Below are 25,428 nucleotides of genomic sequence, written 5' to 3' on the forward strand. Positions count from 1 at the left end.
TTTAAATTTTATTTTTCACTATATTTTTAGCACCAAAATACGTAGCTAAGAAATATCCACCATAAACAACAATTATAAATAACCCACTAATAGATATAAGATCTGTAATTTTTACTCCTGACCCAAAAAGATTAACTATATTTAATGATATTTTTAATCCAACTACAGAATGAATAATAGCTACTAATAATGGCATAATAAAATATATTCCAATCTGCCTAAATAAGGATTGATATATTATGTGATTATCTACTCCTATTTTCTTTAATAGAGTATACCTTTCTATATTATCATCTGACTCTGACAATTGCTGTATTGCTAATACTGCTGCAGAAGTAATAACAAATACTATTCCAAGGTATATGGCTAAATAAGCAAAGGAAACTGATAATCCTTGTGAACTACTTTTAATTTTAGTATCAGTTATATAAAAATACTCTTTATCTTTTACTGAAGATTGTACTTTGTCTAAATCATTACTTAAATCCTGCTCCAAACTATAATCCCTATTTTTATAGTCAAAATTCAAAAATGAATTATATATTTTTTGATTAGTTATTAAAGAATCATCTACTACTATTGTACATATATTATTCCTTACCATTCCAGAATTAAAAGTTTTTTCAATAACATTCTCTTTTGCTGGAGTCAATATTTTATTATTAATTTTTATAGTTTTCTTACCTTTCAAAGTATTTTCAACAGTCTCAAATATATCCTTAACATCACTGTTTATGGCATACTGATCTTTATTTAAAGTTATAGGCTGCTCTCCTAACATTTCAAGTTCCTTATTAAAATCTGTAAGTTTCATTATAGGAATATCTTGATTGTTAAAAATAGGGAAAATATTTTTATTCTTTTCCATTGAATTGCTATCCAAAAAGTCACTATATATTAAATTATCAATAAAAGTATTATAATAATGATATTTATCAGTATACTTATTAAAATTGAATTTATTTTCTATTAATGGTGTTAGTAAATCTTCTCCTTTATAAGAATAAATACAAACATTATGAGGGGTTACTTCTTTTAGTTCTCTATTCAAAACTTTATTAAGTTGCAAGCCACCAGATAAAGTACATATTGAAATAAATAACATTAAACATATAAATGTCATTGAAATAAATGTTGTATTAATCTTGCTATTAATTTGTCTTAGTAAAAACATATTTAATTGCTTCAAATAAATTTTTTTACTATTTTGTATCAATTTAAGCAAAAATCCTGAAAGGCTCATAAATAAAAGTAAAGTTCCAACTGATCCTAAAATTATTGAAATCAAAACTTTATTATCCAGTTCTGCTATACCATATTTAATAATAATATAATACCCTGTTCCTATACATATAACACTTATTATGAACAATATAACAGATAAATATAAATGCTTTACTTTAAGAGTTTCATTCTTTTTTGAAGCATTTAATAAATTTATAAGTCTTATTTTTCTAATAGATACAGTATTAAATATTCCAACTAAAATATATATTATACCAAAATATAATATTGCCTTAATACAAGCACTACTAGAAAAAATAAATTTGAAACTAATTAAATCTACTTCAAACATTTTAGCTGTTAATAATGATAATCCTTGAGAAGCAAAAATTCCCAATATCAAACCAAGCACAAGTGAAATAACTCCAATGAATAAAGTTTCCACAAATAATATTTTAGAAATTCTATTTTTATCCATTCCCAGAACCATATATATGCCTAATTCTTTTTTTCTTCTTTTAATTAAATAATTATTTGCATAAATAATTAAAAAAGCTAATATAAAGGTTATAAAAACTGAAGCAATACCCATAAAAAAACTTACCATCTTGAATGCACTTTTTTGTGATTCATTAATATCTAACATTACCTTTTGTGCATCAATTGAGTTAAATACATAAAATAGACAAATTGAAAAAATTAATGTTAAAAAATATACTGTATAATCTTTGAAGCTTCTTTTCATATTTCTATAGGATAATTTAGAATACATCTCTTTGGTCACCTCCAAGGAGTGTTATTACCTCTATAATTCTATTGAAAAACTCTTTCCTAGTATCTTTTCCTCTAATTAATTCATTGAATATTTTTCCATCTTTTATAAAGAGAATTCTTTTGGCAAAACTAGCTGAAAAAGCATCATGAGTTACCATCATTATAGTTGTGTTTAATTCATTATTTAAATAAGCCAAAGATTCAAGTAGCATCTTTGCAGATTTAGAATCTAGAGCCCCTGTAGGCTCATCTGCAAGGATTAGTTTAGGATTAGTTATAAGTGCCCTTGCAGCTGCAACTCTCTGCTTTTGCCCTCCTGATATTTCATATGGAAACTTGTATAAAATATCTGTTATATTTAATTTTTCTGATACTTCTTTAACTCTATTATCAATAGACTTAGGATTAACATTACATATAGTTAGAGCTAAAGCTATATTCTCATAAGAATTTAAAGTATCTAAAAGATTAAAATCTTGAAATATAAACCCAAGTTCCTCACGTCTAAACTTAGATAATTTTTTTTCTTTTAATTTTGTTATATCTTCATTTCCTATTAATATATGACCACTTGTTACTCTATCTATAGTCGAAATACAGTTTAATAAAGTAGTTTTTCCACTACCTGATGAACCCATTATAGCAATATATTCACCTTCTGAAACTTCAAAGCTTATATCATTAATGGCTTTAGTAACATTTCCTCTTGTCCCATAAATTTTTTGTATATTAATGACTTTTAATATTTCTTTATTCATAATTATTTCCTCCTTTATCTTATAGGCTAATATTACCTTTTTGAGATAACTTCTTCCATAAGATAACATGACACAAGCCTTACATTTTTGTCACATATCTACTTGCTTAATCCTCTAATATCATCATCTTATTTTTGGGAAATACAATAGACACCTTTGTCATTTCACCTAATGTTGAGGTTATATATATTCCAAGACCTAGTTTATTACAAAGTTTTTTACAAAGATATAACCCAATTCCTGTAGCTTCTTTAAATATCCTTCCATTCTCACCAGTATAACCTTTATCAAATGCTTTTATTACTGACTTTTCACTCATTCCTAATCCATTATCTTTAATATGTAAAACTAAAGAATTTTCTTGCTCTTCTACTGAAAAATTTAGTACTTTAAATTTCTTATCAAAATATTTTATAGAATTTGATATTATTTGATGTAAAATAAATTCTATCCACTTTTTATCTGAATATATTTCATGATTCTTTAAATTATCTTTTTGAATTCTTATTGATTTTTCTATAAGAGTTTTTGAATTTTTCTTTATAACTGAATTCACCATCTCTTCAAGATTTAATTTTTTTATAATAAAATCCTTCTCAACTGCTGAACTTCTTGCATAAAATAATGCTTGTTCAATATATTCTTCTACTTTATTTATATCTTCTTCAATACTATTTAATGTAGGAGTTCTATAATTTTCAATCAATAGTTTTGTTGATGCAATTGGTGTTTTAACTTCATGAATCCAAAGTTCTATAAATTCCATATAATCTTTATTTTCAAGCTCTATCTCTGCTATTTTATCATTCATGGATTTATTACATTCTTTTAATATATTGTAAATTGCAATATGCTCATCTTTATTAGGTTCACTTATTATCTCACTTATTAGGTATTTTTCATTTAAATTATCCATATTTATATTTAACTTTTTAATGAAAGATGATTTACTTAAGTATTCATAGATTAATAATGATATATTTAATAAAAAAACTAAACATGAAATTAGTATTATTGCATAAGTATCTACCTTTAAACCATTAAGGAGTAAAATTATAAAAGCTATAATTAAAATATTAGCTATTATGAAACCTATTCTTTCAATAAAAAATAATCTTAACTTCATTGTAATATATAACCTTGTCCTCTCTTTGTTTGTATATAATCTTTTGCCCCTAGATTTTCAAGTTTTCTTCTTAGACGATTAATATTTACTGTTAATGTATTATCATCTACAAATTCATCTGATTGCCATAAAAAATCCATAATTTCATTTCTAGATACAATTGATTGTTTTTTCTTCATCAATATATTTAAAATTTTACTTTCATTTTTAGTTAATTCCATATCTTCTCCATTATACCTTATAGAACTTGTTGACATATTAAATATCAAGCCATTAAAAGACAATACATCATTATCTACATTCTGATAGGTTCTTTTTAATACAGAGGCTATGTGTGCTAATAGTATTTGAGTATTATAAGGCTTTGTTATAAAATCATCTGCACCAAGATTCATACTCATAAGCTCATCCATTTCACTTTGCCTGCTTGTAACCACTATTATTGGAATATTTGATTTTTTTCTAATTTCACGACAAATATAATAACCATCATAATATGGTAAATTTATATCTAAAAGTATTAAATGTGATCCTGAGTCTAATACTATGTTGGTTATATTTTCAAAATCACTTGAATACTCACATTCATAACCATATCTAATTAAAAATGTAGTTATCTCTTTTCTTATTTTTTCATCATCTTCTATAATAAAAATTTTCTCCATAATTTATAACTCCTCCATTTCTATCCTTTCTTAATATACCAAATACATAACCCTTTCTCAAATCTTGGATAAAAATAACTCCCTAAAGTATATTTACTTTAGGGAGTTATTACATAAGCGGAGCAAACAATTTAAGTAATGACCTTAAAACTCTGTTAGACCACTTAATCTTTTTTGTATCTTCCAAGGTAATTCTTTGGCTTATTTCTAGCATCTTTAAATAATCATCCTTGATTTGCATAACCGACTTTGTCTTGTATAAAAAAACTCCACATTCAAAATGCAAATAAAGACTCCGATAATCAAGATTAATTGTACCTATAGTTCCTACTGAATCATCCGAAACAAAGGTTTTAGAATGGATGAAACCTGGTGTATATTCATATATCTTTACTCCAGCTATAATAAGCTGAGCATAGTAAGCCCTAGTTACAATATGAGCATACCACTTATCCTCTATATGAGGAGTTAAAATTCTGACATCAACTCCACTTTTAGCAGCTAAAGTTAAAGCTGTTACAAGTTCATTATCAATAATTAAGTAAGGAGTACTTATATAAACATAATCTTTTGCTCTATTTATTATATTTAAATAAACATTTTCTCCTACTAATTCATCATCATAAGGACTGTCTCCATAAGGTTGAACATATCCATCATCTATAAACTCATCCTCTAAATAAACATCTGGTTTATACTTTTCATAATCTATTTTTTCTTTAGTACTAAACTTCCAAACATGCAAAAACATCATAGTGAAGCTCCATACAGCATCACCTTTAATCATTATAGAAGCATCTTTCCAGTGACCAAATCTTACAATTTGATTTATGTATTCATCAGCTATATTAATTCCACCTGTAAAAGCTGTATGCCCATCTATAACTGTAATCTTCCTATGATCTCTGTTATTCATTACAGAAGATAAAACTGGTACTAATTGATTAAATACTACTGTTTTAATCCCAAGCTTTCTGAGTTCTTCATAATATTTATTGGGCAAGGTTTTAATACACCCTATATCATCATATATTAACCTTACATCAACACCTTCTCTTACTTTTTCTATAAGTATATCTAATATATTATTCCACATTTCGCCTGTATGAATTATGAAATATTCCATAAATATATAATGCTTTGCTTTTTTTAATTCTAATATTAACTTTTCATAAAACTCTTCTCCTGGTGATAAATATTCAGAAGATGTCCTTTTATATATAGGAAATGTTGCTAAATTATTTATGTATTTTATCTGATTTGCTACAGACTTATCCATTTCTTCAATTTCTCTAATTATGTTTTTATCTTGATAAAATAATCCTATAGTTTCATGGTATGTAGATTCTATTTGATTTTTTAAAATCCTACCTATTTTATTACCACCAAATAAGAGGTAAAAAAGGCCTCCAAAAACAGGTACTAATAAAACTGGTACTGCCCAAGCTAACTTATAAGAGGGGTTATCGGTTCTACTAACTATATAAACCATAACTGATATACTTATGCATATAAACAATACATACATATATACAAATGATTCACTAAGATGCCATATTCCAAAACCTAGTATAGTTAATTGTAAAATTAATAATACTCCTGTAATTATAATTCTACTAAATAGTATCTTTAATACTTTTCTCATCATTTATCCTCTATTATTTAAAGTTATATTTCAATTAATTATAACACAACAATTAGAACTTTTTTATTTATTTTATAGATTTTTCTATTCCATCCACAATTGAACTAGCTATTTTTATTTGACATTCTTCATTGATAATTTTATCAAAAAATACTGGATTATCAATATATCCAACTTCAATAAGCACTGATGGATTTTCTCTTTCTAGTGTCACTGTATAATAATTATATTTAAATCCTCTACTATAATCCCCTTTAGAACCTTTATAAAGAACCTTATTGTAGCAACTAGTTAAACTTTCATTTATGCTTTTAGCATAATCTTTTGAATAGGGTGTAAAATAATAACTTTCATTTGCATTCAATTTACCTGAACCACCTGAATTATGATGAATTGATATATAAAGGTCTGCATCATTTTCATATCCTTTACTTCCTCTAATCTTTAATGGATAACTAGTATTTTCAGTTTCTAATCTTACTACATGAGCCCCACGCTCTTTTAACTTATATTCAACTAACCTTGAAATCTCCAAATTCAAAAAATTTTCATTAATACAATTAAACCCCAACGCGCCTGGATCTAATTTGTTATTTTCTATTAATCCATGTCCAGGATCTATGACAATTTTCATATTTTTTAATGACTTTTTCTTATCTTTAAATTTAAAAATGAGACTTCCATCTTCATCATAATAAGCAAAATGCCCATTATATTTATTGGAATCCTTCAAATTTAAATATAGATAGTTTTTTCCATTTTCCTCATGTAGACTTGCATCTTTAAATAAAAAATTTCTTTTAAATTTAATTTTAGCCTTCGTATTATCATCATAGTCAAAATATATTTTGATATTTTGTAATTTATAATCATCCAATGAATAATCTTGATTTTTCATATCTTTAAAACCTATATCATCAGTTAAAAAAGTGTATGGATATTTATTATTTTTATCTATTTTTACTAATACATTATTATCTTCTTCAAAAACTGATATATTGGTGATTTTACTTTTTTCAAACACTTTATATGGAACAATATCAATGTCTTCAGTTTTTACCCGTTTTCCAGAAGCCAAATTATAATATTCTTTTTCATCAACTATAATTTTTGAAGTTATATAATCTTCTGTTCCCTTTGCTAAAGGATAAACTTCATTTAATGGAATTACAGAAATTGTTTTATTGTCATACACAAAAGAACTATCCTTATTAATAACTCCTACACTCTCTTTAATTTGAGGTTTATTTAATATGACTCTTGCCCCTGACTTAGTCTCCTTCACTCCATTGTAAACACTATGTATTACAATATGTCCTAAATTACTCTCTTCCTTAACTTCATTTGTAGTAATGTTTCCAATAAAATTTACATATGAAGTCCCTCGAGCAGAAAGATATTTATTTGATTCTACTTCTTTAAGTTCAATATGTTCTCCATTTAGCTCTGCATATGCCTTTGAACCAGAATATAATCTTGCTGTAATAGTAATATCCATTCCCCCCTCGATATTCACTAATTTAGAAGGTCTAATAGAGTCTATAACACTAAACTCTCTTATAACTATATAACTTAACTTTTTATCACCTAAGGAAAAGTTAAGATTATTTATTCCAACACTTAAGGGAACTTCCAATACAAAGTTTCCAGTGTAATAAACATCAATCTTTTTATTATTTAATTTTAAATCTTTATTTGGATCTGCCATGCCTAAAAAAGTTATAGTTTCTTCTCTTGTATAAATCTTCTTCTTTAATGGTCTTATAATTTTTATATCATCATTTAATGGGGGGATTACTAAATTATTACTTAGATCAATCATATTAGCAGAGATAGCATCTGCTCTTTTCATTTTTAAATCATTTTTATCTACCAAATATTTAAATGAGATAAATACTATTGTACAAATCATTATAGTAACAAATTTTAACACTTTCTTATTCATTATAAAAACACCTCTAACATAGTTTGCTAAAAAGTGTATAAAATAATGCAATTACTTTCCTTAAATGAAGTAAAAAGTGATGCTTCTCAACAATCACTTTTCATTCCATTTTACTATTTAATTTTAAACATATAAATCTCTTGTACCATTTTTTAATTTTTCTAAATTATTTAAGAACATTTCACGAATATCATCCCTCTTAATATCCTTTGCAAGCTCTCTTACTAATTTTTCTACTTTTTCTTTAAATACTTCATCACCATAATCAAGAGCATATTCCATTAAAGTAGACATAGCATTTGGTTCACATACATATTGTATGTTTCCTGATTTAGCTAATCTCATAAATCTTTCACCTGTTCTACCTTTTCTATAACAAGCAGTACAATAACTTGGTATATAACCATCATCTATAAGTTCATTTAAAATCTCAATAGGACTTCTATCATCGTTAGTTTTGAATTGAGAAACTTCATTTCCTTCTTCTCTTTCTTTATATCCTCCAACACCAGTACTAGAACCAGCACTCATTTGAGATATTCCATATTTCAATAACTTTCTTCTCATATCTGCATCTTCTCTAGTTGATATAATCATCCCTGTAAATGGTACTGCTATTCTTATTATAGCAACTAATTTTTGAAATAATTCATCATCTACTAAATGTGGAAATTGTTTTAATGAAACTCCTTTTGCTGGTCTAAGTCTTGGTACAGATATAGTATGGAAACCTACCCCATATTTTTCTTCAAGATGTTCATTATGAATCATAAGTCCTAATACTTCAAACTTAGGATTAGCTAGTCCAAATAATACTCCTGCACCAACATCATCAATTCCAGCTTCCATAGCTCTATCAAAAGCTGTTAAATGATACTCATAATCACTTTTCATACAATTTGGATGCATTTTCTTATAACTTGGTTCATGATAAGTTTCTTGGAATAATATATAAGTACCTATTCCAGCTTCTTTAAGCATCTTATATTCTTCAACTGTTGTTGCTGCTATATTTACATTAACTCTTCTAATTTCTCCATTATCTTTTTGAGTGTTGTAAATTGTTTTTAATGTATCTAAAACATATTCTATTGGTGCATTAACTGGATCTTCCCCAAGCTCTAATGCTAATCTTTTATGACCCATTTTTTCTAAAATTCTTACTTCTTCAGCAACCTCTTCCTGAGTTAACTTTCTTCTTTTAAAGGTATTACAACTATGGTAGCCACAATAAACACAGTTATTTACACAATAATCACTTACATATAATGGAGCAAACAATACTATTCTCTTTCCATAAATATCTTTCTTTATTTGTCCTGCTATCTCATACATTTTTTTTAGTTGATTTTCATCTTCTACTTGTAATAACACTGCTATGTCCTTGTGATTTAACCCTTGTCTCTTTTCAGCTTTGTCTAAAACAGCTTGAACATCTTCTGCTGAAACTTTTTTTGATTCCTCTAGTAAATTTTCAATATATTCTCTATTAACAAACATTATATTTCTCTCCCCTGCCATTCTATATTGTCTCCTCTTGTAATTTCTACTTCAAATCCTGATCTATTTATTCTACCTTCAATACATTTTCTACATTCAGCAGCTTCATCACCTGTACATATCTTTCCATCATAAAGCGAGTACTTGTCCCTTACTCTAGTAGGCGATAAATTAGGCATAACTACATTTCCTCCTGCCTTTAATCCTTGTTCTCTTCCAAGGGGATGAATACTTCCTAAAGCTGTTGTTGCAGGAAGTAGTACATTTGGCAATAATAATCTTATTGCTGCCAATAGAGTTGTTGTTTTCTCCAATGTCCCCCCATCTTCTTTTCCAAGAGGAGTATCCTTTTGAGGTATAAATGGTCCTATCCCACACATTTCTGGGTTTAGTTCTTTAATATACATCAAATCTTTAACTAAATCTTCATTTGTTTGGTTAGGTAATCCAACCATAAAACCTGCACCTATTTGATAACCTATTTTCTTTAGATTATTTAAACAATCTCGTCTATTTTCAAAACTTGCCCCTGGATGCAAGGCTCCATAAAGTTCTTTTGATGCAGTTTCATGTCTTAAAAGATATCTATCAGCTCCTGCTTTGAACATCTTTTCATAAGATTCATAACTTCTTTCTCCTAAAGACAAGGTTATTGCATTATTAGGATGTTTATCTTTTATTGCTTTGATTATATCCACCATAATTTCATCAGTAAAGTAGGGATCTTCTCCACCTTGTAATACATACGTTTTATACCCTAATCTATCACCTATATCAGCACATTCTAATATATCTTCTTTAGTTAACCTATATCTATCAGCTTTATTATTTTGGGCTCTAATACCACAATACATACAATTTCTTACACAATAATTAGTAAATTCAATAAGTCCTCTAAGATATACCTTATTACCATAAATTCTAAGCCTAGTTTCATTGGACTTTTCTATTAAATATTCTTTAGAACCACTATCTATATTATCTAATAAAAATAGTAATTCCTCTCTCGTGGCTTCATTTGTTCTGTCTAATTTATCTATAATTTTATAAATGTCCAAAAAATTAAACCTCCTTTTTGGCTATTGCTGTTTTAACTGTAACTCCATTAACATTTCCTAGTTTTCCGGTTAAATTATTAATATCATCAACATCACCAACTACAGTTAATGATATAACTGAAATCCCATCATCATAAGGAATTCCCATACGACCTTTTATACTGCCTCTAAAATCAGCAACTACATCATTAAAGTCTCCTTGGTTACTCTTTGGATCTTCCAATATTGCACTTATAACAGCTATTCTACTCATTTTTTCCTCCTAATTATAAAAGAGGTCTCCTCAAATCTTGGAAGGAGACCTCTTAAATCTATCTGTGAAATACAAACTTAGATTAACACTAAGTTAATAACCCAATTATTTATAGTCTCTTCCAGATTAGATTTCTCTTTTCTGTTAGAATTTATACATATTTCACTCTTCTAAAAAGAATTATCTCTTAAGAAAAGTTCTTTTAGATTATAACACAAAAATAATAAATATTAAAGTTTACTTTTATACATGCTATTTAAATCTTTTCTACTGGCATTTTTGCATCTCATTCTCCATATTAGAATCATTTAAAGGTTCATCTTCACATTTCACTTTACTAAGAATAATTCCTCCTATTAAAAATAATATAACAAGGCTTATTACACCTTTATTTGATTCACCTGTTATCTGAGTTACTATTCCAACTAATGCTGGACCCATTATAGCTGCAAATTTTCCAAAAATATTATAGAACCCAAAGAATTCATTAGATTTACTTTTAGGTACAAGTTTTGCAAAATAACTTCTTGATATAGCTTGAATTCCCCCTTGAGCAGAACCAACAGCCATAGCTAAAATCCAGAAATCCAATGCTGTTTTAATAAAATAGGCATAAATACAAATTGCTGTATAAGTTATTATACCTGAATAAAGTACTTTTTTAGTTCCAATCCTTTTGGCTAACTTTCCATATATAAGAGTAAATGGAACTGCTACGAATTGAGTTAAAAGCAATATTATAAGTAACGAAGTCATAGATATACCTAAATCTGTACCATAAGAAGTAGCCATATTTATTATAGTATCAACACCATCTATATAGAAAAAATATGCTATTAGAAATGTAAATATGTTTTTATGATCCTTTATATTTTTAAATGTTTGTATAATTCTTCTAAAGGAACTTTGTACAATCTTAGGTTCTTTATCTATATAATATTTCTGATTAACATCCTTAAGTAAAGGTACAGTAAAACTTCCCCACCAAAGAGCTGTAATTACAAATGCAATTTTACAAGATAGTGAAATAGAAAATGGTATTATTTCTTTTTGTGATAATAGAACAATTACAATAGAAATTATAAATGGTATAGTGCTACCTATATATCCAAAAGCAAAACCAGAAGCTGATACTTTATCCATCCTGCTTTCATCTGTAACATCAACTAAAAATGAATCATAAAATATATTAGCCCCTGCAAAACCAACCACAGTAAAAGCATATGCAACTAGTAATAATAATGGACTATCTGAGGGCACTATAGCCAATAGCAATGTTGAAATAACTCCTATAATAAAGAATAACTTGAAAAATTTCTTTTTATATCCTTTATAATCAGCAATAGTACCAAGTATTGGAGCAAGAAGAGATACAATAAGTGTTGAAATAGATACTGTATACCCCCAATATGCAGTAGAATCAGTTAATGAAATTCCACCTTCTTGTGCAGATAATTTAAAATATATAGGTAAAATAGTTGATGTTATTATCATTGAGTATGCTGAATTACCAAAGTCATAAAAAGCCCAACTTTTTTCTTCCTTACTTAAATTTCTCATACTTTCACTCCTTATTTTTCAAGGATTTCTTCTACCACTTCTCCATCACAGTCTTTAAGTTCAACTCCTAGAATCCTTGCTAATGTTGGTCCATGATTTATTATTTTTCCCTCTTCTAAGACTATTCCTTTTTTGAAGTTTTTACCTCTTCCTATAAAAAAGGTCCCATAGTTTTCTTTTTTAGGTGAGTATCCGTGAATTGCCTTATATCTATGAGGAAGATTTCCTGCTTCTTCATGATTAATTTTTTCCAAAACATCTCCATAGATATCATCTACAAAATAAAACCCACTACTTGCTTCAATCATAAAACTAGCTTTTGTGTCTGCCCCAACATCTTCTATTTCCTTATCTTTAAGAATAAATTCTATAGGTTTCTCTTTCATATTCATAACATCTTTTAAAAGATTTTCAACTTCTTTTTTTACAACTGAATCTTTAGGATCCTTTAAATAAATGTAAGCTGATCCATCTAGGCTTTTACATATAGCATCATAAGAAATAAACTTTCTATCTTTTGAACATTTTATTAATCCTTGTTCTTTAAATAGACTATTTAATTTTATTATCTTATCAACATCCATAGCACTATGGTCTCCTAGAGCTATTATATTTGTTTTATCATATATACCTTTCTTTTTCAAAACTTCAATTATTTCACCTAGTCTAATATCATGTCTAACTAATGCGTTAAGAGCTTCTTCACTTCTATATCCATAATTATGCCTATTAGTATCAACATCCGTAAAATGGATTAACATAAGATCTGGTGTATATTTATCAATAACATATTTAGCAGATTCCGTCACAAAATTATCTAGTGAAGGTTGTGAAATTCCATTTCTAAGATGTCCAAATTTTTTATTTAATTTAAGCTGAAATAATAATGATCCTGAAGTTCCTGACTGAATATATTGATTATGATAAGGCTTTGTTTTAAATATTTCCGTAAGGTTATAATCCACATCGCTTCTACCTGTTACTGGCCATAAAAGAGTACAAGTTTTAAGCCCTTTTTCCTTCGCTAAATCATATATTGTTTCCCCTATTATATATTTTCTATACCAATACCAATTAGGACTAAAATCTCCCGGTTTAAATATAGTATTATCTATTATTCCATGTTTTTTGGGATGTCTACCTGTCACTATTGTGACATGTGCTGGGTAAGTTAAGGTTGGATAAATTGACTCCACATTCTTTATTAAGGATCCCTCTTCAATTAGTTTTTTGAAATTGGGCAATTTCTTCATTATATCTAAATCCTCTGAAGAAACAGCATCAAAAGAAATTATAATCATATACTTACCTTTCATCATTTCATCTCCTTAATAAAATTTTAAATAAGTTTTGTTAAATTTGATAGATAACTTATTAAATCCATTTTAAATCTCAGTTAAAACTTCACAGTGCATTTCTTTATCAACTTTATCCCAGCTCACCAAATACCCTTGCCCTTTAGAACAAAATATTGAAGTAGATGTATACTCTATATCAATATTTTTATCATAGTTAATTTCCTCTATAACTTCTTTTTCATTATGGCACAAATCATATCCGTCAAACAATAAGCTTATAGTTCCTTTTCCTTTTGTGAAAGCTATAATCTCACTACTATAATCCATAAAATTTTTAACAGGTCCTCTTCCTATAATATATACTATTCCATCTTGTATTTCATAAGGCTCAAATGTTCCTTTATATTTTTGTATATCTGACAACACCCTTCCTATATGCTCATCTTTAACTGAAATTTTAAACTTATAATATGGTTCTAATATGACATTATTTGATTTTTCTAAACCTTGTCTTAATGCTCTAAATGTAGCTTCTCTAAAATCACCTCCACTAGTATGCTTTAAATGTGCTCTTCCTGTTATTAAAGTTATTTTCATATCTGTTAGAGGAGAACCAGTTAAAATTCCATGATGATCTCTTTCAAATATATGAGTTTTAACAAGATTTTGATGGCCTATATTTAAATTATCTACACTACATATGCTCTGAAACTGTATCCCACTATTTCTTTCACCAGGTTCAAGCTCTAAATGTACCTCTGCATAGTGCTTTAATGGTTCAAAGTGGCCACTTCCAATAACACTAGTAGTTATTGTTTCCTTATATAAAATCTTACATGGTCCAAACTCAATATTTAAATTAAATCTATTAGTTAATACTTCTTTTAAAACTTCTAATTGAATTTTACCCATAATATGCAGATGTATCTCTTGAAGCGACTCATTCCAAATAACATTTAGAGATGGATCTTCTTCATCTAGAATTTTAAATATAGAAAGTACATCCTTTACATTTAAGTCCTTTTTGTATATAACTTTAGAAGTTAATGTTGGAGCCATTTCATAGTTTATATTTTCAACATCACCAATTCCTTGTCCTGCTGAAACTTCTGTAAGTCCTGTAACACCAAACACATCTCCTGCTACTACTTTTTCTTGTATTAGTCCTTTATTTCCATTAAAAAGCTTAATAGATGTAACTTTATTTATAACTCCACTGAAAGTGAATTCATCTCTAACTTTTAATTCACCACTTAAAGCTTTAATGAATGTTATTCTATTTCCTTTTTCATCGTAATTAATTTTATATACTCTTCCTTTAAAATTACCTTCTTCACTATATCTAGTAACTGTTAAAAGTTCCAAAGCTTCTAAGAATTCTGAAATTCCTATATCTTGAAGTGCTGACCCCTCAAAACATGGAAATGCTTTTTCACTTTTGATTAATTTTTTAAATAACTCTAAAACCTCATTCTTTTCAACTGTTCCTTCCAAATACTTTTCAAGTAATTCTTCATCTTTTTCACATATAAATTCAACTACAGATTCCTCTTCTAAATAATCATCTTTAAGAAAGCATACATCTTTTGTGAAATTTCTTTTAATTTCATCTATTACTCGTTTTCTATCATAACCAACTCTATCCATCTTATTTATAAAGAAAAATGTTGGTATATTATATTTTCTAAGCAAATTCCAAACAGTCTCTGTATGTCCTTCTATTCCTTCAACTCCACTGATTAACACTATGGCATAGTCCATTATCCCAATAGATCTCTCCATCTCTGATGAAAAGTCCACATGACCTGGAGTATCTACTAAAAAGTACTTTGACTCTCCTAAATGAAAGGTGGCTTGTTCAGAAAAAATTGTTATTCCTCTTTCTTTTTCTATACTATTGTTGTCTAAAAAAGAATTTTTATGATCAACCCTTCCAAGGTTTCTTATTGAATTTGTATGATAAAGTACTTGCTCTGAAAAAGTAGTTTTACCTGCATCAACATGAGCAAGAATTCCTATTGTTTTTTTCATCCTAATCACCTATTTCACAAACTGTAATATATCTTATAAACTTGTTTTTATTCATCTGACATTTATCTACAATTTTAAATCCAGCATTTATAAGTTCATTATCCATGTTTTTTATTGTTACAATAATCAACTTTTTAGTAAATCTAGCAGCTGATTTAATCAATTCATTTTGTTTTTCATCAGTGGTTGGTGTAAATATTCCATATGGCATATCAATTATAGCAACATCAAAATTTTCTTTAATTGTATGCATATCTTTTTCTTCAACTACATTTGTGAAGCCAAAAAATTCTAAGTTTCTCTTTGCATTATCAGCTATCTGATCATTTATCTCATACCCTTTAATATTTATTCCAAGATCTAATGCTTCTATAACAACTGTACCCACTCCACAGCATGGATCAACTACTTTTAAATTAAACTCATTACCTACAGCTATATTTACTAGAGATTTTGCTAATTTCAAACTTAAAGAATTTGAATAAGTATAAGGTTTTTTATCATGTATATGCCATTCGAAGTTATTTTTATCATATTCGCCTAATATCCATCTATTTTTTATTTTAGAGATTCCAATTACAACTTTTGGTTCATGAATATTGGGCTCTCCTGTAATTACATATCCTATTTCACTTACACTTCTAAGCCTTTCCTTATAATCTACATCATCATGTCCTGATTTTAAATAAATTACTTTAAAATCATCAAAAGCTAAATTTCTATCTACTACTTGCTTTACTAATTCTTCTAAAGAATCTCCTGAAAAAAGTATTGATATTTTTTCTTTTATAAAGGGACTCCTTGATGGATTTGTATCTATATTAGATAAAACACACCTCTTATCTGGAATTTGGTTAAATATATATTTCATTTCTAAATCGCATAGCTCTTTATCACTTCTACTGTTGTAATTTATTATATAAAAATATTCATTATTACTCATTGATTATCTTCTCCTTAAATATCTTCAATCCATAAAAAATATTGGATTAATCAAACTTTACTCAAATGAAGTTCAATTAATCCAATAACTTTAATAATATTTATAGTTATATTCTAACCTATTATTTTTATTACATCTTCAGCCTTAGCTTTAATTGTGAAAGTAATATTATCATCAATTTTTAATGTACATTCATTTTCATTTAATTTTACTTGATTCAATCCTATACCATTCTTAGGTATTTCTTTATATCTTGCTGGCTCAATCTTAACATTGAACTTTTTGTCTTGTCTTCCAGTTAGTTTTATTGTAGATCCTTCTAAATTGTCATCCTTTATTTTAACGCTTACTATGTTATCAAACTTTGCACTAAGACCAGGTTTATATTCTTTAGGTATGGATGATATACTAGCTTCTCCTACCATTGTCATCCATCCACCACTTAACTCTGCCTTTATTAGCATTTTTAATCCATAATCTTCTTCAACCTTTTTTAATGTTTTTCCAAGTTCTAATACGGTTAGTTTAAATTCCATCTAGTTCACCTCTTTGTATAAAGAATTATACCTTATTCATATTTAAAATAAAAGTTAGTATAAAAAATATTAATCTTCAAACTTTTCCATATATTCTTGAAGAAATTTATAAAGTCTATCTATCTCTTCATTTTGTGGCAAACAATTAATAAGAGATTCCAAAACCTTTTTCTCTTTTATATAATTAAGTGAAAATTTAAAATTTAAATCTAATATCCACCCTAATTCATATATTTTTCTATCATTATAATTTGATAGTGAATTATTACTAATTCTTCTACCCATAAAAACATCTTGAATAAGTTCTCTATTGTAACCTTCTGTAAAAGGTAAATTATCAATAGCTGGATTAGGATTACTCTCCCTTTCTTTTTCATACTCTACAATAACTCTAAAAATATCAAGCTTATCAGCATCCCTAATTACTTTGCAAAATATAGCTTCATCTTTATTCAAGTCATGTGGAAGTTCTTTTGTGTTATGAAGTCTTATAGCTTTAATTACTATATCTCTTATACTATCTTCTAAATTTTCTAAAACCTTATTTTCTTCTAAAACTTTAATTCCAAGAAGTGCATGATTTTCTGACAGATAGTCTTTAAATGTTTTATACTTTTTAAATTGTTCAAACCTTCCTATATCATGAAATAAGCCAATTATTTCTGCTATATCAACCTGTTCCTTTGTTAATTCCAATGACTTTGCTATATTTACAGCATGATTTGCAACTTTCAGAGTATGTTTTTCCTTAAGCTCTATATTTTGATTTACAACACTATCTTCTCCATAGAATTCTTTAACATAAGAATTAAACCAATTATAATATTCATTAACTATTTCACTTTTCATTTGAATCTCCTTATTTTATTTCATAAATCTTTATATTATAGTATACTATTTTTTATTCCTATTAACTATAGCTTAACTTCTATTTTTTGCTAATCATACTTAACATTCTAAATATGCTTTATAATATCACATTAATTTTAATAATAAAAAAATAGTAGAACATATATAGATTAAGTCTATATCTGTTCTACCATCCTTCGCCCGCTGGGAGGAATTTATGTCGCATTTGGGAAATGGTTTTTGGTTAATGTTCTAATTGTCTAATTATTTTAGACCTCTTTCATAGCTTTCAATCATGTGTTTAACCATGTATCCGCCAACACTTCCGTTTTGTCTTGAAGAAAGATTTCCTTTATCAGTATTTTCATAGTCTGATAATCCTATTTCTGAAGCTACCTCAGTTTTTAATCTATTTAATCCTTGAGCTGCTTCTGGTACTAATTTTCTGCTTCTTCCACTATTTGTAGACATATCTGTTACCTCCCTAAATTTAATATAAATTTTGCCCGGCACTATTATATTAACCACTTGCATAAATTATAATCTATTAAAGTATTGGTAAAAGTAGCATTGAAGTGTTTAAATAGTTAACTTTAGGTATTTTGTCCTTAATGAAGCAATAATGAAATAATTAAAGTTCTTTACTTATATCTGAAACAAACTCAAATGCTTGTACTCTTTCTTCTCCAAGTCTTCTTACAATAGCGCTTCCTATAATTACTCCATCACAATATTCTTTAACTTTTTTTACAACTTCCTTAGAAGATATACCAAAACCTAAACATATTGGAACTGCAGTATTTTTTCGAACCATATTTAAATATTTATTAACCCCTTCATCTAAATTAGTTCTTTCTCCAGTAGTTCCATTTGAAGAAACACAATAAACAAATCCTTTAGTTTTTTTTGTTATTTTTTCTATTCTTTCCATTGAAGTAGGCGCTACAATAGGTATTAAAAATAGCTCTTCTTCTTCGCATTTTTCTTTTAATTCTGCTCTTTCTTCTAATGGAATGTCTGGAACTATCAATCCATCAAAACCTGCTTCTCTAGCTTCATTTAAAAATCTTTCTACGCCTCTTGCATGGATTAAGTTATAATAAACCATTATTACTAATGGAACTTCACTTTTTTCTCTAACTTTCTTTCCACAAATAAATATGTCTTTAACTTTAAATCCATTTTTTAATGCTCTACAATATGAATCTTGAATTACAGTTCCATCTGCAAGTGGATCACTAAAAGGCACACCTATTTCAATAATGCTTGCTCCAGCCTTTTCTAGCTCTAACACATTTTCTACAGTTTCATCTAATGAAGGATCACTACAAGATATAAATGGTATCAAAGCTTTCTTATTTTCTCTTTTTAATTTTTCAAATTTTAAATCTATTCTATTCATGATTATCCTCCAAATATTTTATTATTGTATCCATATCTTTATCACCTCTGCCTGAGATATTTATTATAATTATTTTATCCTTTGATAATGTAGATGCTATTTTTTTTGCATAAGCTAACCCATGAGATGATTCCAAAGCTGGTACTATCCCCTCTATTTTTGTTAGATAAAGAAATGCATCTACCGCTTCACTATCAGTTACACTATCATAATGAGCCCTTTCTATGGAGGAAAGATAAGCATGCTCTGGTCCTACTGATGGATAATCAAGTCCTGCTGAGATAGAATATGCTTCTTTTATTTGTCCATCATCATCTTTTAAAACATAGCTCATCATTCCATGTAACACTCCAGTTTGCTTAGCAGTTAATGCTGCTGCATGTTCCCCTGTTTCTATCCCTTTTCCAGCACCTTCAACACCAATTAGTTTTACTTCTTTATCTTCTATAAAGGGATAGAAAATTCCCATAGCATTACTTCCACCACCAACTGGTGCAACTATATAATCTGGAAGTTTACCTTCTTTTTCAAGTATTTGTTTTTTAGCTTCATCACCAATTATCCTTTGAAAATCTCTAACCATTATAGGATAAGGATGTGGTCCTGCTGCTGTCCCCATAATATAATAAGTATCTTCTACATTTGAAACCCAATACCTTATAGCTTCATTTACAGAATCCTTTAGAGTTCCATTTCCACTTTTTACTGATATAACTTCAGCTCCTAAAAGTTCCATCTTTTTAACATTTAAGGCTTGCCTTCTTATATCTTCTTCTCCCATGAAAATCTTGCATTGCATTGTAAATTTAGCTGCTACAGTTGCTGTTGCAACACCATGTTGCCCTGCTCCTGTTTCTGCAATAACCTTTTTCTTCCCCATTCTTTTAGCTAAAAGTATTTGACCTATAGTGTTATTTATCTTATGAGCACCTGTATGATTTAAATCTTCTCTTTTCAGATAAATCTTTGCCCCACCTAAATCTTCTGTCATATTTTCAGCATAGTATAGTGGGCTTGGTCTTCCTGTGTAATCTTTAAGATAATACATATATTCTTCTAAAAAATCTTTATCATTTATCGCTTTTTCAAATTCTTCTTCTAACTCTTTTAAAGCATTCATTAGAGTTTCTGGTACATATTGTCCACCAAATTCATTAAATCTTCCCTTCATGTCTTTCCCTCACTTTATCTATTAATCTTTTTACTTTTAATTCATCTTTAATTCTTTTTCCATCTATTATAGATTCAACACTTGTAGATATATCTATTCCATAAGGGTTTACCTCTTCAATAGCTTTTAAAACATTTTCTTCATCAATTCCACCTGCTAGAAAAAATTTCTTATCAGCACTAATTTCATCCAGATATTTCCAAAGAAATATCTTACCTTCTCCTGGCTTAGTTCCATCAAAAAGCAAAGAATCTACTTTGTATTTATAAAAATCATTTATATCATCTTTAGATTTAACAGAAACAGCCTTCCATATTTCACCATTAAATATTTTTCTTATCTTAGTTATAAATATTTCATCTTCATCTCCATGAAGCTGTACAACATCTAAAGGAACTACATCTAAAATATCTTCAATATATTGAAGACTGTTATTTCTAAAAACGCCAACTACTTTAATTTTTTTATCAACTAAATCATATAGTAACTTTCCCTGTTCTTTATTAATTAACCTTTTACTTTCTGTAAATACCAATCCTATATAATCTGGTTTAAACTTATTTAAAAACTCTATTTCTTTAGTAGATGTTATTCCACATATCTTAATCTTCATATTACTCACCCTTAAATAGGTTAAACTCTTCTTTAAAGCTTTGATTTTCTATATTTCTCATAAACATTTCACCAACTAATGCTCCATTAGCACCAAGATTTTTTACTGTTTTTAAATCATCAATATCCTTCATTCCACTTTCTGAAATTATTATCTTATCTTTTGGAACATATTTAATAAGATCCTCAGTTGTTTTAAGTGTTGTATCAAAATTTCTTAAATCTCTGTTATTTATTCCAATAATTTCACTACCACATTCTAGTGCTAGTTCTAATTCTTTTCTATTATGAACTTCAACTAAAGGATAAAGATTAATTTTTCTACATTCATCATAAAATTTTTTAAGATCTTTTCCTAATATAGCTGAAATTAAAAGAATTCCTGATGCTCCCAATGTTTTAGCTTCATATATCTGATAAAAATCTATTACAAAATCCTTCCTAAGTATCGGTCTGTCACTCAATTGTTTAACTTTTTTCAAGTACTCATCCGACCCTCTAAAGAAATCTTCTTCAGTTAAAACAGAGTATGCATCTATTTTCAATTCACTATACATCTTAGCTATTTTTTCTATATCAAAATCTTCAACTATCACTCCCTTGGAAGGAGATGCTTTTTTATATTCACCAATTATGGAAAAGCTATCTCCTCCTAGAGCTTTTTTAAAATTATTTTCAACTGAAATTAATTTATTTGATTTTTCATAAAGCTTCTCTATAGAAATTATTTTTTTTCTGTATTCTACCCTTTCATATTTCTGCTTACAAATTTTATCTAATATCACAGAATCACTCCTAACTTATTACCTGTATTTCTTTCAGCTTTTCTAATGATTTACCTGAATCAATTAAGTCTTTAGCAAGTTTTATTCCTTCCTCTATAGAATCAGTGATCTTAGCAACATAAAAGGCTGCTGCTGCATTTATTACTACAATATCTCTTTTGGGCCCTTTTTCACCCTTCAGTATATTTACTATTATTTGAGAATTTTCCTTAGGAGTTCCCCCTTCTATTTCATTAATTTTCACCTTTTCTATTCCATATTTAACTGGATCTATTTTATATTCTTTAATCTGTCCATTATTAACTTCACACACTGTAGTTGTTGTAGTTATTGTAATTTCATCCAATCCATCATCACCATGAACTACCATTGCTCTTTCAAGTCCTAAATTTAGCAAAACCTCTCCTGCCATTTTTACTAAACTCTCATCATACACTCCAAGTAATTGACCTGTGATTGGAGCTGGATTTGTTAATGGTCCAATTAAATTAAATAATGTTCTAGTAGCTAATTCTTTTCTTTCTTTAGCCACATTTTTCATAGCTTTATGATATTGTGGTGCAAATAAAAATGCCATTCCTCTTTCTTCTATAATTTTTTTGCTTTCTTCTTTTGTATAATCTACCTTTATCCCTAACTCTGATAGTACATCTGCACTTCCACTTTTACTGGATACAGCCCTGTTACCATGTTTAGCAACCTTCACTCCACCACTAGCAGCAACTATGGCTACTGCAGTAGAAATATTAAAAGTTTTTCCTCCATCTCCGCCTGTTCCACATGTATCAATTAAATGTTCTCTATTTTCCATATCAACAGTAATCATATTATCTCTTAAAGCTTTAACTGCTCCTAAAACTTCATTAGAAGTTTCTCCTTTTACCCTAAGCCCTATTAAAAATCCTCCAATTTGAGTAGAATTAGCTTCTCCCCTCATTATTTCATTTATAATTCCCCTAGTTTCTTCTTCAGTTAAATCTTCCCCTTTTATTATCTTTAATATTCCTTCATCAATTTTCACTACAAATCCCCTCCACAAAATTTTTAAGCATCCTTTTACCTTTTGGTGTAAATATAGATTCTGGATGAAATTGAAGACCATATATGGGCAGCTTTTTATGCCTAATTGCCATAATTACTTCATCATCAACCGTTTCTCCAATAACCTCCATATTTGCAGGTAAAGTTTCTCTCTCTACCACTAATGAATGATATCTCATTACTTCTAACTTTCTACTAATTCCTTCAAAAATATCATTTCCCCTAACTTGAATTTTTGAACTTTTTCCATGAAATATCTTTTCAGCTCTTATAACCTTTCCGCCAAAGGCTGCTGCAATTGCTTGATGCCCCAAACATATTCCAAGTATAGGAATTTCCCAACCTAAATTTTTAATAACATCTATGGAAATACCTGCTTCTTCTGGCCTTCCTGGACCTGGTGAAATAATTATTCCTTCTGGTTTAAGATTTTTTATTTCTTCTATAGTAATTTCATCATTTCTAAAGACTTTTACCTTTGTAAATTCACTTACATATTGATAAAGATTAAATGTAAAGGAATCATAATTATCTATTAAAATTATCATCTTAATGCCTCCTTTAATGCCATAAGCTTGTTTTCAATTTCTAAACATTCATTTTCAGGATCTGAATCATATACTAAGCCCCCACCAGCTTGTAAATAAGCAACTCCATCTTTCAACACAAGTGTTCTTATAGCTATACACATATCCATATCTCCACCATAAGAAAAATATCCAACTGATCCTGCATAAATTCCTCTTTCTTTATTTTCAAGCTCTTCTATTATTTCCATAGCTCTGATCTTAGGAGCACCAGATAAAGTTCCAGCTGGTAGACAAGATGCTAATGCATCAAAGCAGTCTTTACCTTCTTCAAGTTCACCAACAACCTTAGTTGTTATATGCATTACATGTGAAAATCTTTCTATATTCATAAAGTCTTTTACTTCAACTGTTCCAACTTTGCTTACCTTTCCAATATCATTACGTCCTAAATCAACTAACATAACATGTTCTGCTCTTTCTTTTTCATCTTCTATTAGTTCTTTTTCTAATAACGAGTCCTCTTCAGAAGTAACACCTCTTTTTCTTGTTCCAGCTATAGGATTAGTAGTAACTACCTTATCCCTTACAGATACTAAACTTTCTGGCGATGAACCTATAACTTGATAATCTTCATAATCTATTAAAAACATATATGGTGAAGGATTTTCTTCTCTAAGCCTTCTATATATTTCAAGTGGTGATTTTGCTGTATCACAATACATCCTTCTTGATAAAACTACTTGAAAAATATCTCCACTCTTGATGTATTCCTTAACTTTCTCTATATTTTTCTTATGATCCTCCCTACTTATAGAAAATCTTAATTCTATATCTTTTTTAGGCTTTCTTTTTTCTGTTATAACAAAATAGTTGTTTGCAACTGTTTCAAAATATTCATCCTGCTCTTTTCTTATCTCTTCAAAATTTCTATTATCATCTTTAAATATGTTATCTACAACATAAACCTTATGAGTTAAGTGATCATAACATATATACCTTTTATAAAAATTAAATCTAATTGTAGGTAAATTTAAATCATCTTCATTTTCAAACTTAAGTTTTTTTTCATATAAACCTACTGAATCATAACCCATATATCCAATAGCTCCACCTTTAAATGTAAAAGGGTTTCCTTTTTCATCAAATTCTAAAGAAACTTCCTGTTTTATCTCCGCAATTTCTTTTAAAGTTTCTCCTTGAATTTCTTTATAGGGCTTTTCCCCTAAAAAAGAATATCTGCCAAAATGTTCTTCTTTGCTTCCTCCTTCAAAAATAAATCTACGAGCTCCTTTTAATCCATTAAATAAAGTAATAGGAGTAATTTCATCTCCCCTATATTCACTTATAAATGAAAACACTTTTCCAGATTCTTTGTTGCCATAAAAATTGCTTTCTGTTGTACTAATCATATATATTTCCCCCCAATTATTTATTTGATTTAATATAATATTAGTATTATAAAAAAAGAGCCACTTCATCCGTATATTGGGACGAAGTGACTCGCGTTGCCACCCAAATTATATAACAAAAGACTACAAATAAAAAAAGGTATTTCATCCAAAAGGACGAAATACCACAATTTCGCTATGCCACCTATGTTACACATCTTTATCAGGTACAGAAATTAATCGATACCCTGTCCTTTTAACGGTAGACTTCCCGTACACCTGTACTCAAACTTTCCAAGTGTCATCTCAAAGACCCATTCAATAAAGGCTACAG

General features: G+C 28.1%; 23 protein-coding genes and 1 other annotated feature (1 of these 24 only partly in view). All 23 genes read right to left on the reverse strand.

The genetic code is table 11. From position 1 onward, the window contains the following. Position 1: 1 nt before the first annotated feature. The 23 genes from NNC19_RS02155 to trpE all read right to left on the reverse strand — a co-directional run bounded on the left by NNC19_RS02155 (position 2) and on the right by trpE (position 25,115). A complete protein-coding gene (locus NNC19_RS02155; RefSeq protein WP_310936950.1) occupies positions 2-1,996 on the reverse strand; it encodes an FtsX-like permease family protein in 1,995 nt (664 codons plus the stop codon). Further along, on the reverse strand, positions 1,986-2,756 hold the full coding sequence (locus NNC19_RS02160) for an ABC transporter ATP-binding protein (RefSeq protein ID WP_310936951.1): 771 nt from the start codon (positions 2,754-2,756) through the stop codon (positions 1,986-1,988). The genes NNC19_RS02155 and NNC19_RS02160 overlap by 11 nt, the downstream gene beginning before the upstream one ends. Before the next feature lie 106 nt (positions 2,757-2,862). Next, positions 2,863-3,882, reverse strand: a complete 1,020-nt coding sequence (locus tag NNC19_RS02165; protein ID WP_310936952.1) for a sensor histidine kinase — start codon at positions 3,880-3,882, stop codon at positions 2,863-2,865. Continuing rightward, the gene (locus NNC19_RS02170; protein WP_310936953.1) at positions 3,879-4,547 is read right to left on the reverse strand and encodes a response regulator transcription factor; all 669 of its coding nucleotides are present in this window, start codon (positions 4,545-4,547) and stop codon (positions 3,879-3,881) included. The genes NNC19_RS02165 and NNC19_RS02170 overlap by 4 nt, the downstream gene beginning before the upstream one ends. A 109-nt stretch (positions 4,548-4,656) precedes the next feature. Then, complete coding sequence (cls, locus tag NNC19_RS02175) at positions 4,657-6,192, reverse strand: cardiolipin synthase (RefSeq protein WP_310936954.1); 1,536 nt, start codon at positions 6,190-6,192, stop codon at positions 4,657-4,659. A gap of 67 nt (positions 6,193-6,259) precedes the next feature. Then, complete coding sequence (locus NNC19_RS02180) at positions 6,260-8,137, reverse strand: N-acetylmuramoyl-L-alanine amidase (protein WP_310936955.1); 1,878 nt, start codon at positions 8,135-8,137, stop codon at positions 6,260-6,262. Positions 8,138-8,260: 123 nt separating this feature from the next. After that, positions 8,261-9,637 carry a [FeFe] hydrogenase H-cluster radical SAM maturase HydG gene (gene hydG, locus NNC19_RS02185; RefSeq protein WP_310937005.1) on the reverse strand — a complete coding sequence of 459 codons (1,377 nt, stop codon included), beginning with the start codon at positions 9,635-9,637 and terminating at the stop codon, positions 8,261-8,263. After that, positions 9,637-10,689: a [FeFe] hydrogenase H-cluster radical SAM maturase HydE gene (hydE, locus tag NNC19_RS02190; RefSeq protein ID WP_310937006.1), complete on the reverse strand. Its 1,053-nt coding sequence runs from the start codon at positions 10,687-10,689 to the stop codon at positions 9,637-9,639. Before hydE ends, hydG begins: the two co-directional genes overlap by 1 nt. Before the next feature lie 10 nt (positions 10,690-10,699). Then, positions 10,700-10,948 (reverse strand): TM1266 family iron-only hydrogenase system putative regulator, encoded by a 249-nt coding sequence (locus tag NNC19_RS02195; RefSeq protein ID WP_310936956.1) that lies wholly within the window; start codon positions 10,946-10,948, stop codon positions 10,700-10,702. 267 nt (positions 10,949-11,215) lie between these two features. Next, complete coding sequence (locus NNC19_RS02200; RefSeq protein WP_310936957.1) at positions 11,216-12,508, reverse strand: MFS transporter; 1,293 nt, start codon at positions 12,506-12,508, stop codon at positions 11,216-11,218. 11 nt (positions 12,509-12,519) lie between these two features. Beyond that, complete coding sequence (locus tag NNC19_RS02205; protein WP_310936958.1) at positions 12,520-13,824, reverse strand: ectonucleotide pyrophosphatase/phosphodiesterase; 1,305 nt, start codon at positions 13,822-13,824, stop codon at positions 12,520-12,522. A 69-nt stretch (positions 13,825-13,893) separates the two neighbouring features. After that, a complete protein-coding gene (locus NNC19_RS02210; protein WP_310936959.1) occupies positions 13,894-15,837 on the reverse strand; it encodes a TetM/TetW/TetO/TetS family tetracycline resistance ribosomal protection protein in 1,944 nt (647 codons plus the stop codon). 1 nt (position 15,838) lies between these two features. Further along, positions 15,839-16,780: an SAM-dependent methyltransferase gene (locus tag NNC19_RS02215; protein ID WP_310936960.1), complete on the reverse strand. Its 942-nt coding sequence runs from the start codon at positions 16,778-16,780 to the stop codon at positions 15,839-15,841. A 113-nt stretch (positions 16,781-16,893) separates the two neighbouring features. Continuing rightward, positions 16,894-17,316 carry a UDP-N-acetylglucosamine pyrophosphorylase gene (locus tag NNC19_RS02220; RefSeq protein ID WP_310936961.1) on the reverse strand — a complete coding sequence of 141 codons (423 nt, stop codon included), beginning with the start codon at positions 17,314-17,316 and terminating at the stop codon, positions 16,894-16,896. 69 nt (positions 17,317-17,385) lie between these two features. Next, positions 17,386-18,165: an HD domain-containing protein gene (locus NNC19_RS02225; protein ID WP_310936962.1), complete on the reverse strand. Its 780-nt coding sequence runs from the start codon at positions 18,163-18,165 to the stop codon at positions 17,386-17,388. Positions 18,166-18,429: 264 nt separating this feature from the next. Further along, positions 18,430-18,636, reverse strand: coding sequence for an alpha/beta-type small acid-soluble spore protein (locus NNC19_RS02230; protein ID WP_310936963.1), 207 nt, complete (start codon positions 18,634-18,636; stop codon positions 18,430-18,432). Positions 18,637-18,796: 160 nt separating this feature from the next. Next, positions 18,797-19,567 (reverse strand): tryptophan synthase subunit alpha, encoded by a 771-nt coding sequence (gene trpA / locus NNC19_RS02235; protein WP_310936964.1) that lies wholly within the window; start codon positions 19,565-19,567, stop codon positions 18,797-18,799. Then, the gene (gene trpB, locus NNC19_RS02240; protein WP_310936965.1) at positions 19,560-20,738 is read right to left on the reverse strand and encodes a tryptophan synthase subunit beta; all 1,179 of its coding nucleotides are present in this window, start codon (positions 20,736-20,738) and stop codon (positions 19,560-19,562) included. Before trpB ends, trpA begins: the two co-directional genes overlap by 8 nt. Further along, on the reverse strand, positions 20,722-21,351 hold the full coding sequence (locus NNC19_RS02245) for a phosphoribosylanthranilate isomerase (RefSeq protein ID WP_310936966.1): 630 nt from the start codon (positions 21,349-21,351) through the stop codon (positions 20,722-20,724). Before NNC19_RS02245 ends, trpB begins: the two co-directional genes overlap by 17 nt. Before the next feature lies 1 nt (position 21,352). After that, positions 21,353-22,135 (reverse strand): indole-3-glycerol phosphate synthase TrpC, encoded by a 783-nt coding sequence (gene trpC, locus NNC19_RS02250; protein ID WP_310936967.1) that lies wholly within the window; start codon positions 22,133-22,135, stop codon positions 21,353-21,355. Positions 22,136-22,145: 10 nt separating this feature from the next. After that, positions 22,146-23,156: an anthranilate phosphoribosyltransferase gene (gene trpD / locus NNC19_RS02255; RefSeq protein ID WP_310936968.1), complete on the reverse strand. Its 1,011-nt coding sequence runs from the start codon at positions 23,154-23,156 to the stop codon at positions 22,146-22,148. After that, entirely contained in the window at positions 23,146-23,724 is a 579-nt protein-coding gene (locus NNC19_RS02260) for an aminodeoxychorismate/anthranilate synthase component II (RefSeq protein ID WP_310936969.1), read from the reverse strand. Before NNC19_RS02260 ends, trpD begins: the two co-directional genes overlap by 11 nt. Next, positions 23,721-25,115, reverse strand: a complete 1,395-nt coding sequence (gene trpE / locus NNC19_RS02265) for an anthranilate synthase component I (RefSeq protein ID WP_310936970.1) — start codon at positions 25,113-25,115, stop codon at positions 23,721-23,723. Before trpE ends, NNC19_RS02260 begins: the two co-directional genes overlap by 4 nt. Before the next feature lie 74 nt (positions 25,116-25,189). Continuing rightward, positions 25,190-25,428: a binding site (T-box leader), on the reverse strand; it runs 74 nt beyond the window's last position.

Source organism: Clostridium sp. SHJSY1, assembly GCF_031626875.1.
Taxonomy (GTDB): Bacteria; Bacillota; Clostridia; order Clostridiales; family Clostridiaceae; genus Clostridium.

What these genes read in the sequence shown, in the direction of transcription:
- NNC19_RS02155 (WP_310936950.1), bottom strand. Translation starts at nt 1,996, where the DNA reads ATGTATTCTAAATTATCCTATAGAAATATGAAAAGAAGCTTCAAAGAT.
- NNC19_RS02160 (WP_310936951.1), bottom strand. Translation starts at nt 2,756, where the DNA reads ATGAATAAAGAAATATTAAAAGTCATTAATATACAAAAAATTTATGGG.
- NNC19_RS02165 (WP_310936952.1), bottom strand. Translation starts at nt 3,882, where the DNA reads ATGAAGTTAAGATTATTTTTTATTGAAAGAATAGGTTTCATAATAGCT.
- NNC19_RS02170 (WP_310936953.1), bottom strand. Translation starts at nt 4,547, where the DNA reads ATGGAGAAAATTTTTATTATAGAAGATGATGAAAAAATAAGAAAAGAG.
- cls (WP_310936954.1), bottom strand. Translation starts at nt 6,192, where the DNA reads ATGAGAAAAGTATTAAAGATACTATTTAGTAGAATTATAATTACAGGA.
- NNC19_RS02180 (WP_310936955.1), bottom strand. Translation starts at nt 8,137, where the DNA reads ATGAATAAGAAAGTGTTAAAATTTGTTACTATAATGATTTGTACAATA.
- hydG (WP_310937005.1), bottom strand. Translation starts at nt 9,637, where the DNA reads ATGTTTGTTAATAGAGAATATATTGAAAATTTACTAGAGGAATCAAAA.
- NNC19_RS02195 (WP_310936956.1), bottom strand. Translation starts at nt 10,948, where the DNA reads ATGAGTAGAATAGCTGTTATAAGTGCAATATTGGAAGATCCAAAGAGT.
- NNC19_RS02200 (WP_310936957.1), bottom strand. Translation starts at nt 12,508, where the DNA reads ATGAGAAATTTAAGTAAGGAAGAAAAAAGTTGGGCTTTTTATGACTTT.
- NNC19_RS02205 (WP_310936958.1), bottom strand. Translation starts at nt 13,824, where the DNA reads ATGAAAGGTAAGTATATGATTATAATTTCTTTTGATGCTGTTTCTTCA.
- NNC19_RS02210 (WP_310936959.1), bottom strand. Translation starts at nt 15,837, where the DNA reads ATGAAAAAAACAATAGGAATTCTTGCTCATGTTGATGCAGGTAAAACT.
- NNC19_RS02215 (WP_310936960.1), bottom strand. Translation starts at nt 16,780, where the DNA reads ATGAGTAATAATGAATATTTTTATATAATAAATTACAACAGTAGAAGT.
- NNC19_RS02220 (WP_310936961.1), bottom strand. Translation starts at nt 17,316, where the DNA reads ATGGAATTTAAACTAACCGTATTAGAACTTGGAAAAACATTAAAAAAG.
- NNC19_RS02225 (WP_310936962.1), bottom strand. Translation starts at nt 18,165, where the DNA reads ATGAAAAGTGAAATAGTTAATGAATATTATAATTGGTTTAATTCTTAT.
- NNC19_RS02230 (WP_310936963.1), bottom strand. Translation starts at nt 18,636, where the DNA reads ATGTCTACAAATAGTGGAAGAAGCAGAAAATTAGTACCAGAAGCAGCT.
- trpA (WP_310936964.1), bottom strand. Translation starts at nt 19,567, where the DNA reads ATGAATAGAATAGATTTAAAATTTGAAAAATTAAAAAGAGAAAATAAG.
- trpB (WP_310936965.1), bottom strand. Translation starts at nt 20,738, where the DNA reads ATGAAGGGAAGATTTAATGAATTTGGTGGACAATATGTACCAGAAACT.
- NNC19_RS02245 (WP_310936966.1), bottom strand. Translation starts at nt 21,351, where the DNA reads ATGAAGATTAAGATATGTGGAATAACATCTACTAAAGAAATAGAGTTT.
- NNC19_RS02260 (WP_310936969.1), bottom strand. Translation starts at nt 23,724, where the DNA reads ATGATAATTTTAATAGATAATTATGATTCCTTTACATTTAATCTTTAT.
- trpE (WP_310936970.1), bottom strand. Translation starts at nt 25,115, where the DNA reads ATGATTAGTACAACAGAAAGCAATTTTTATGGCAACAAAGAATCTGGA.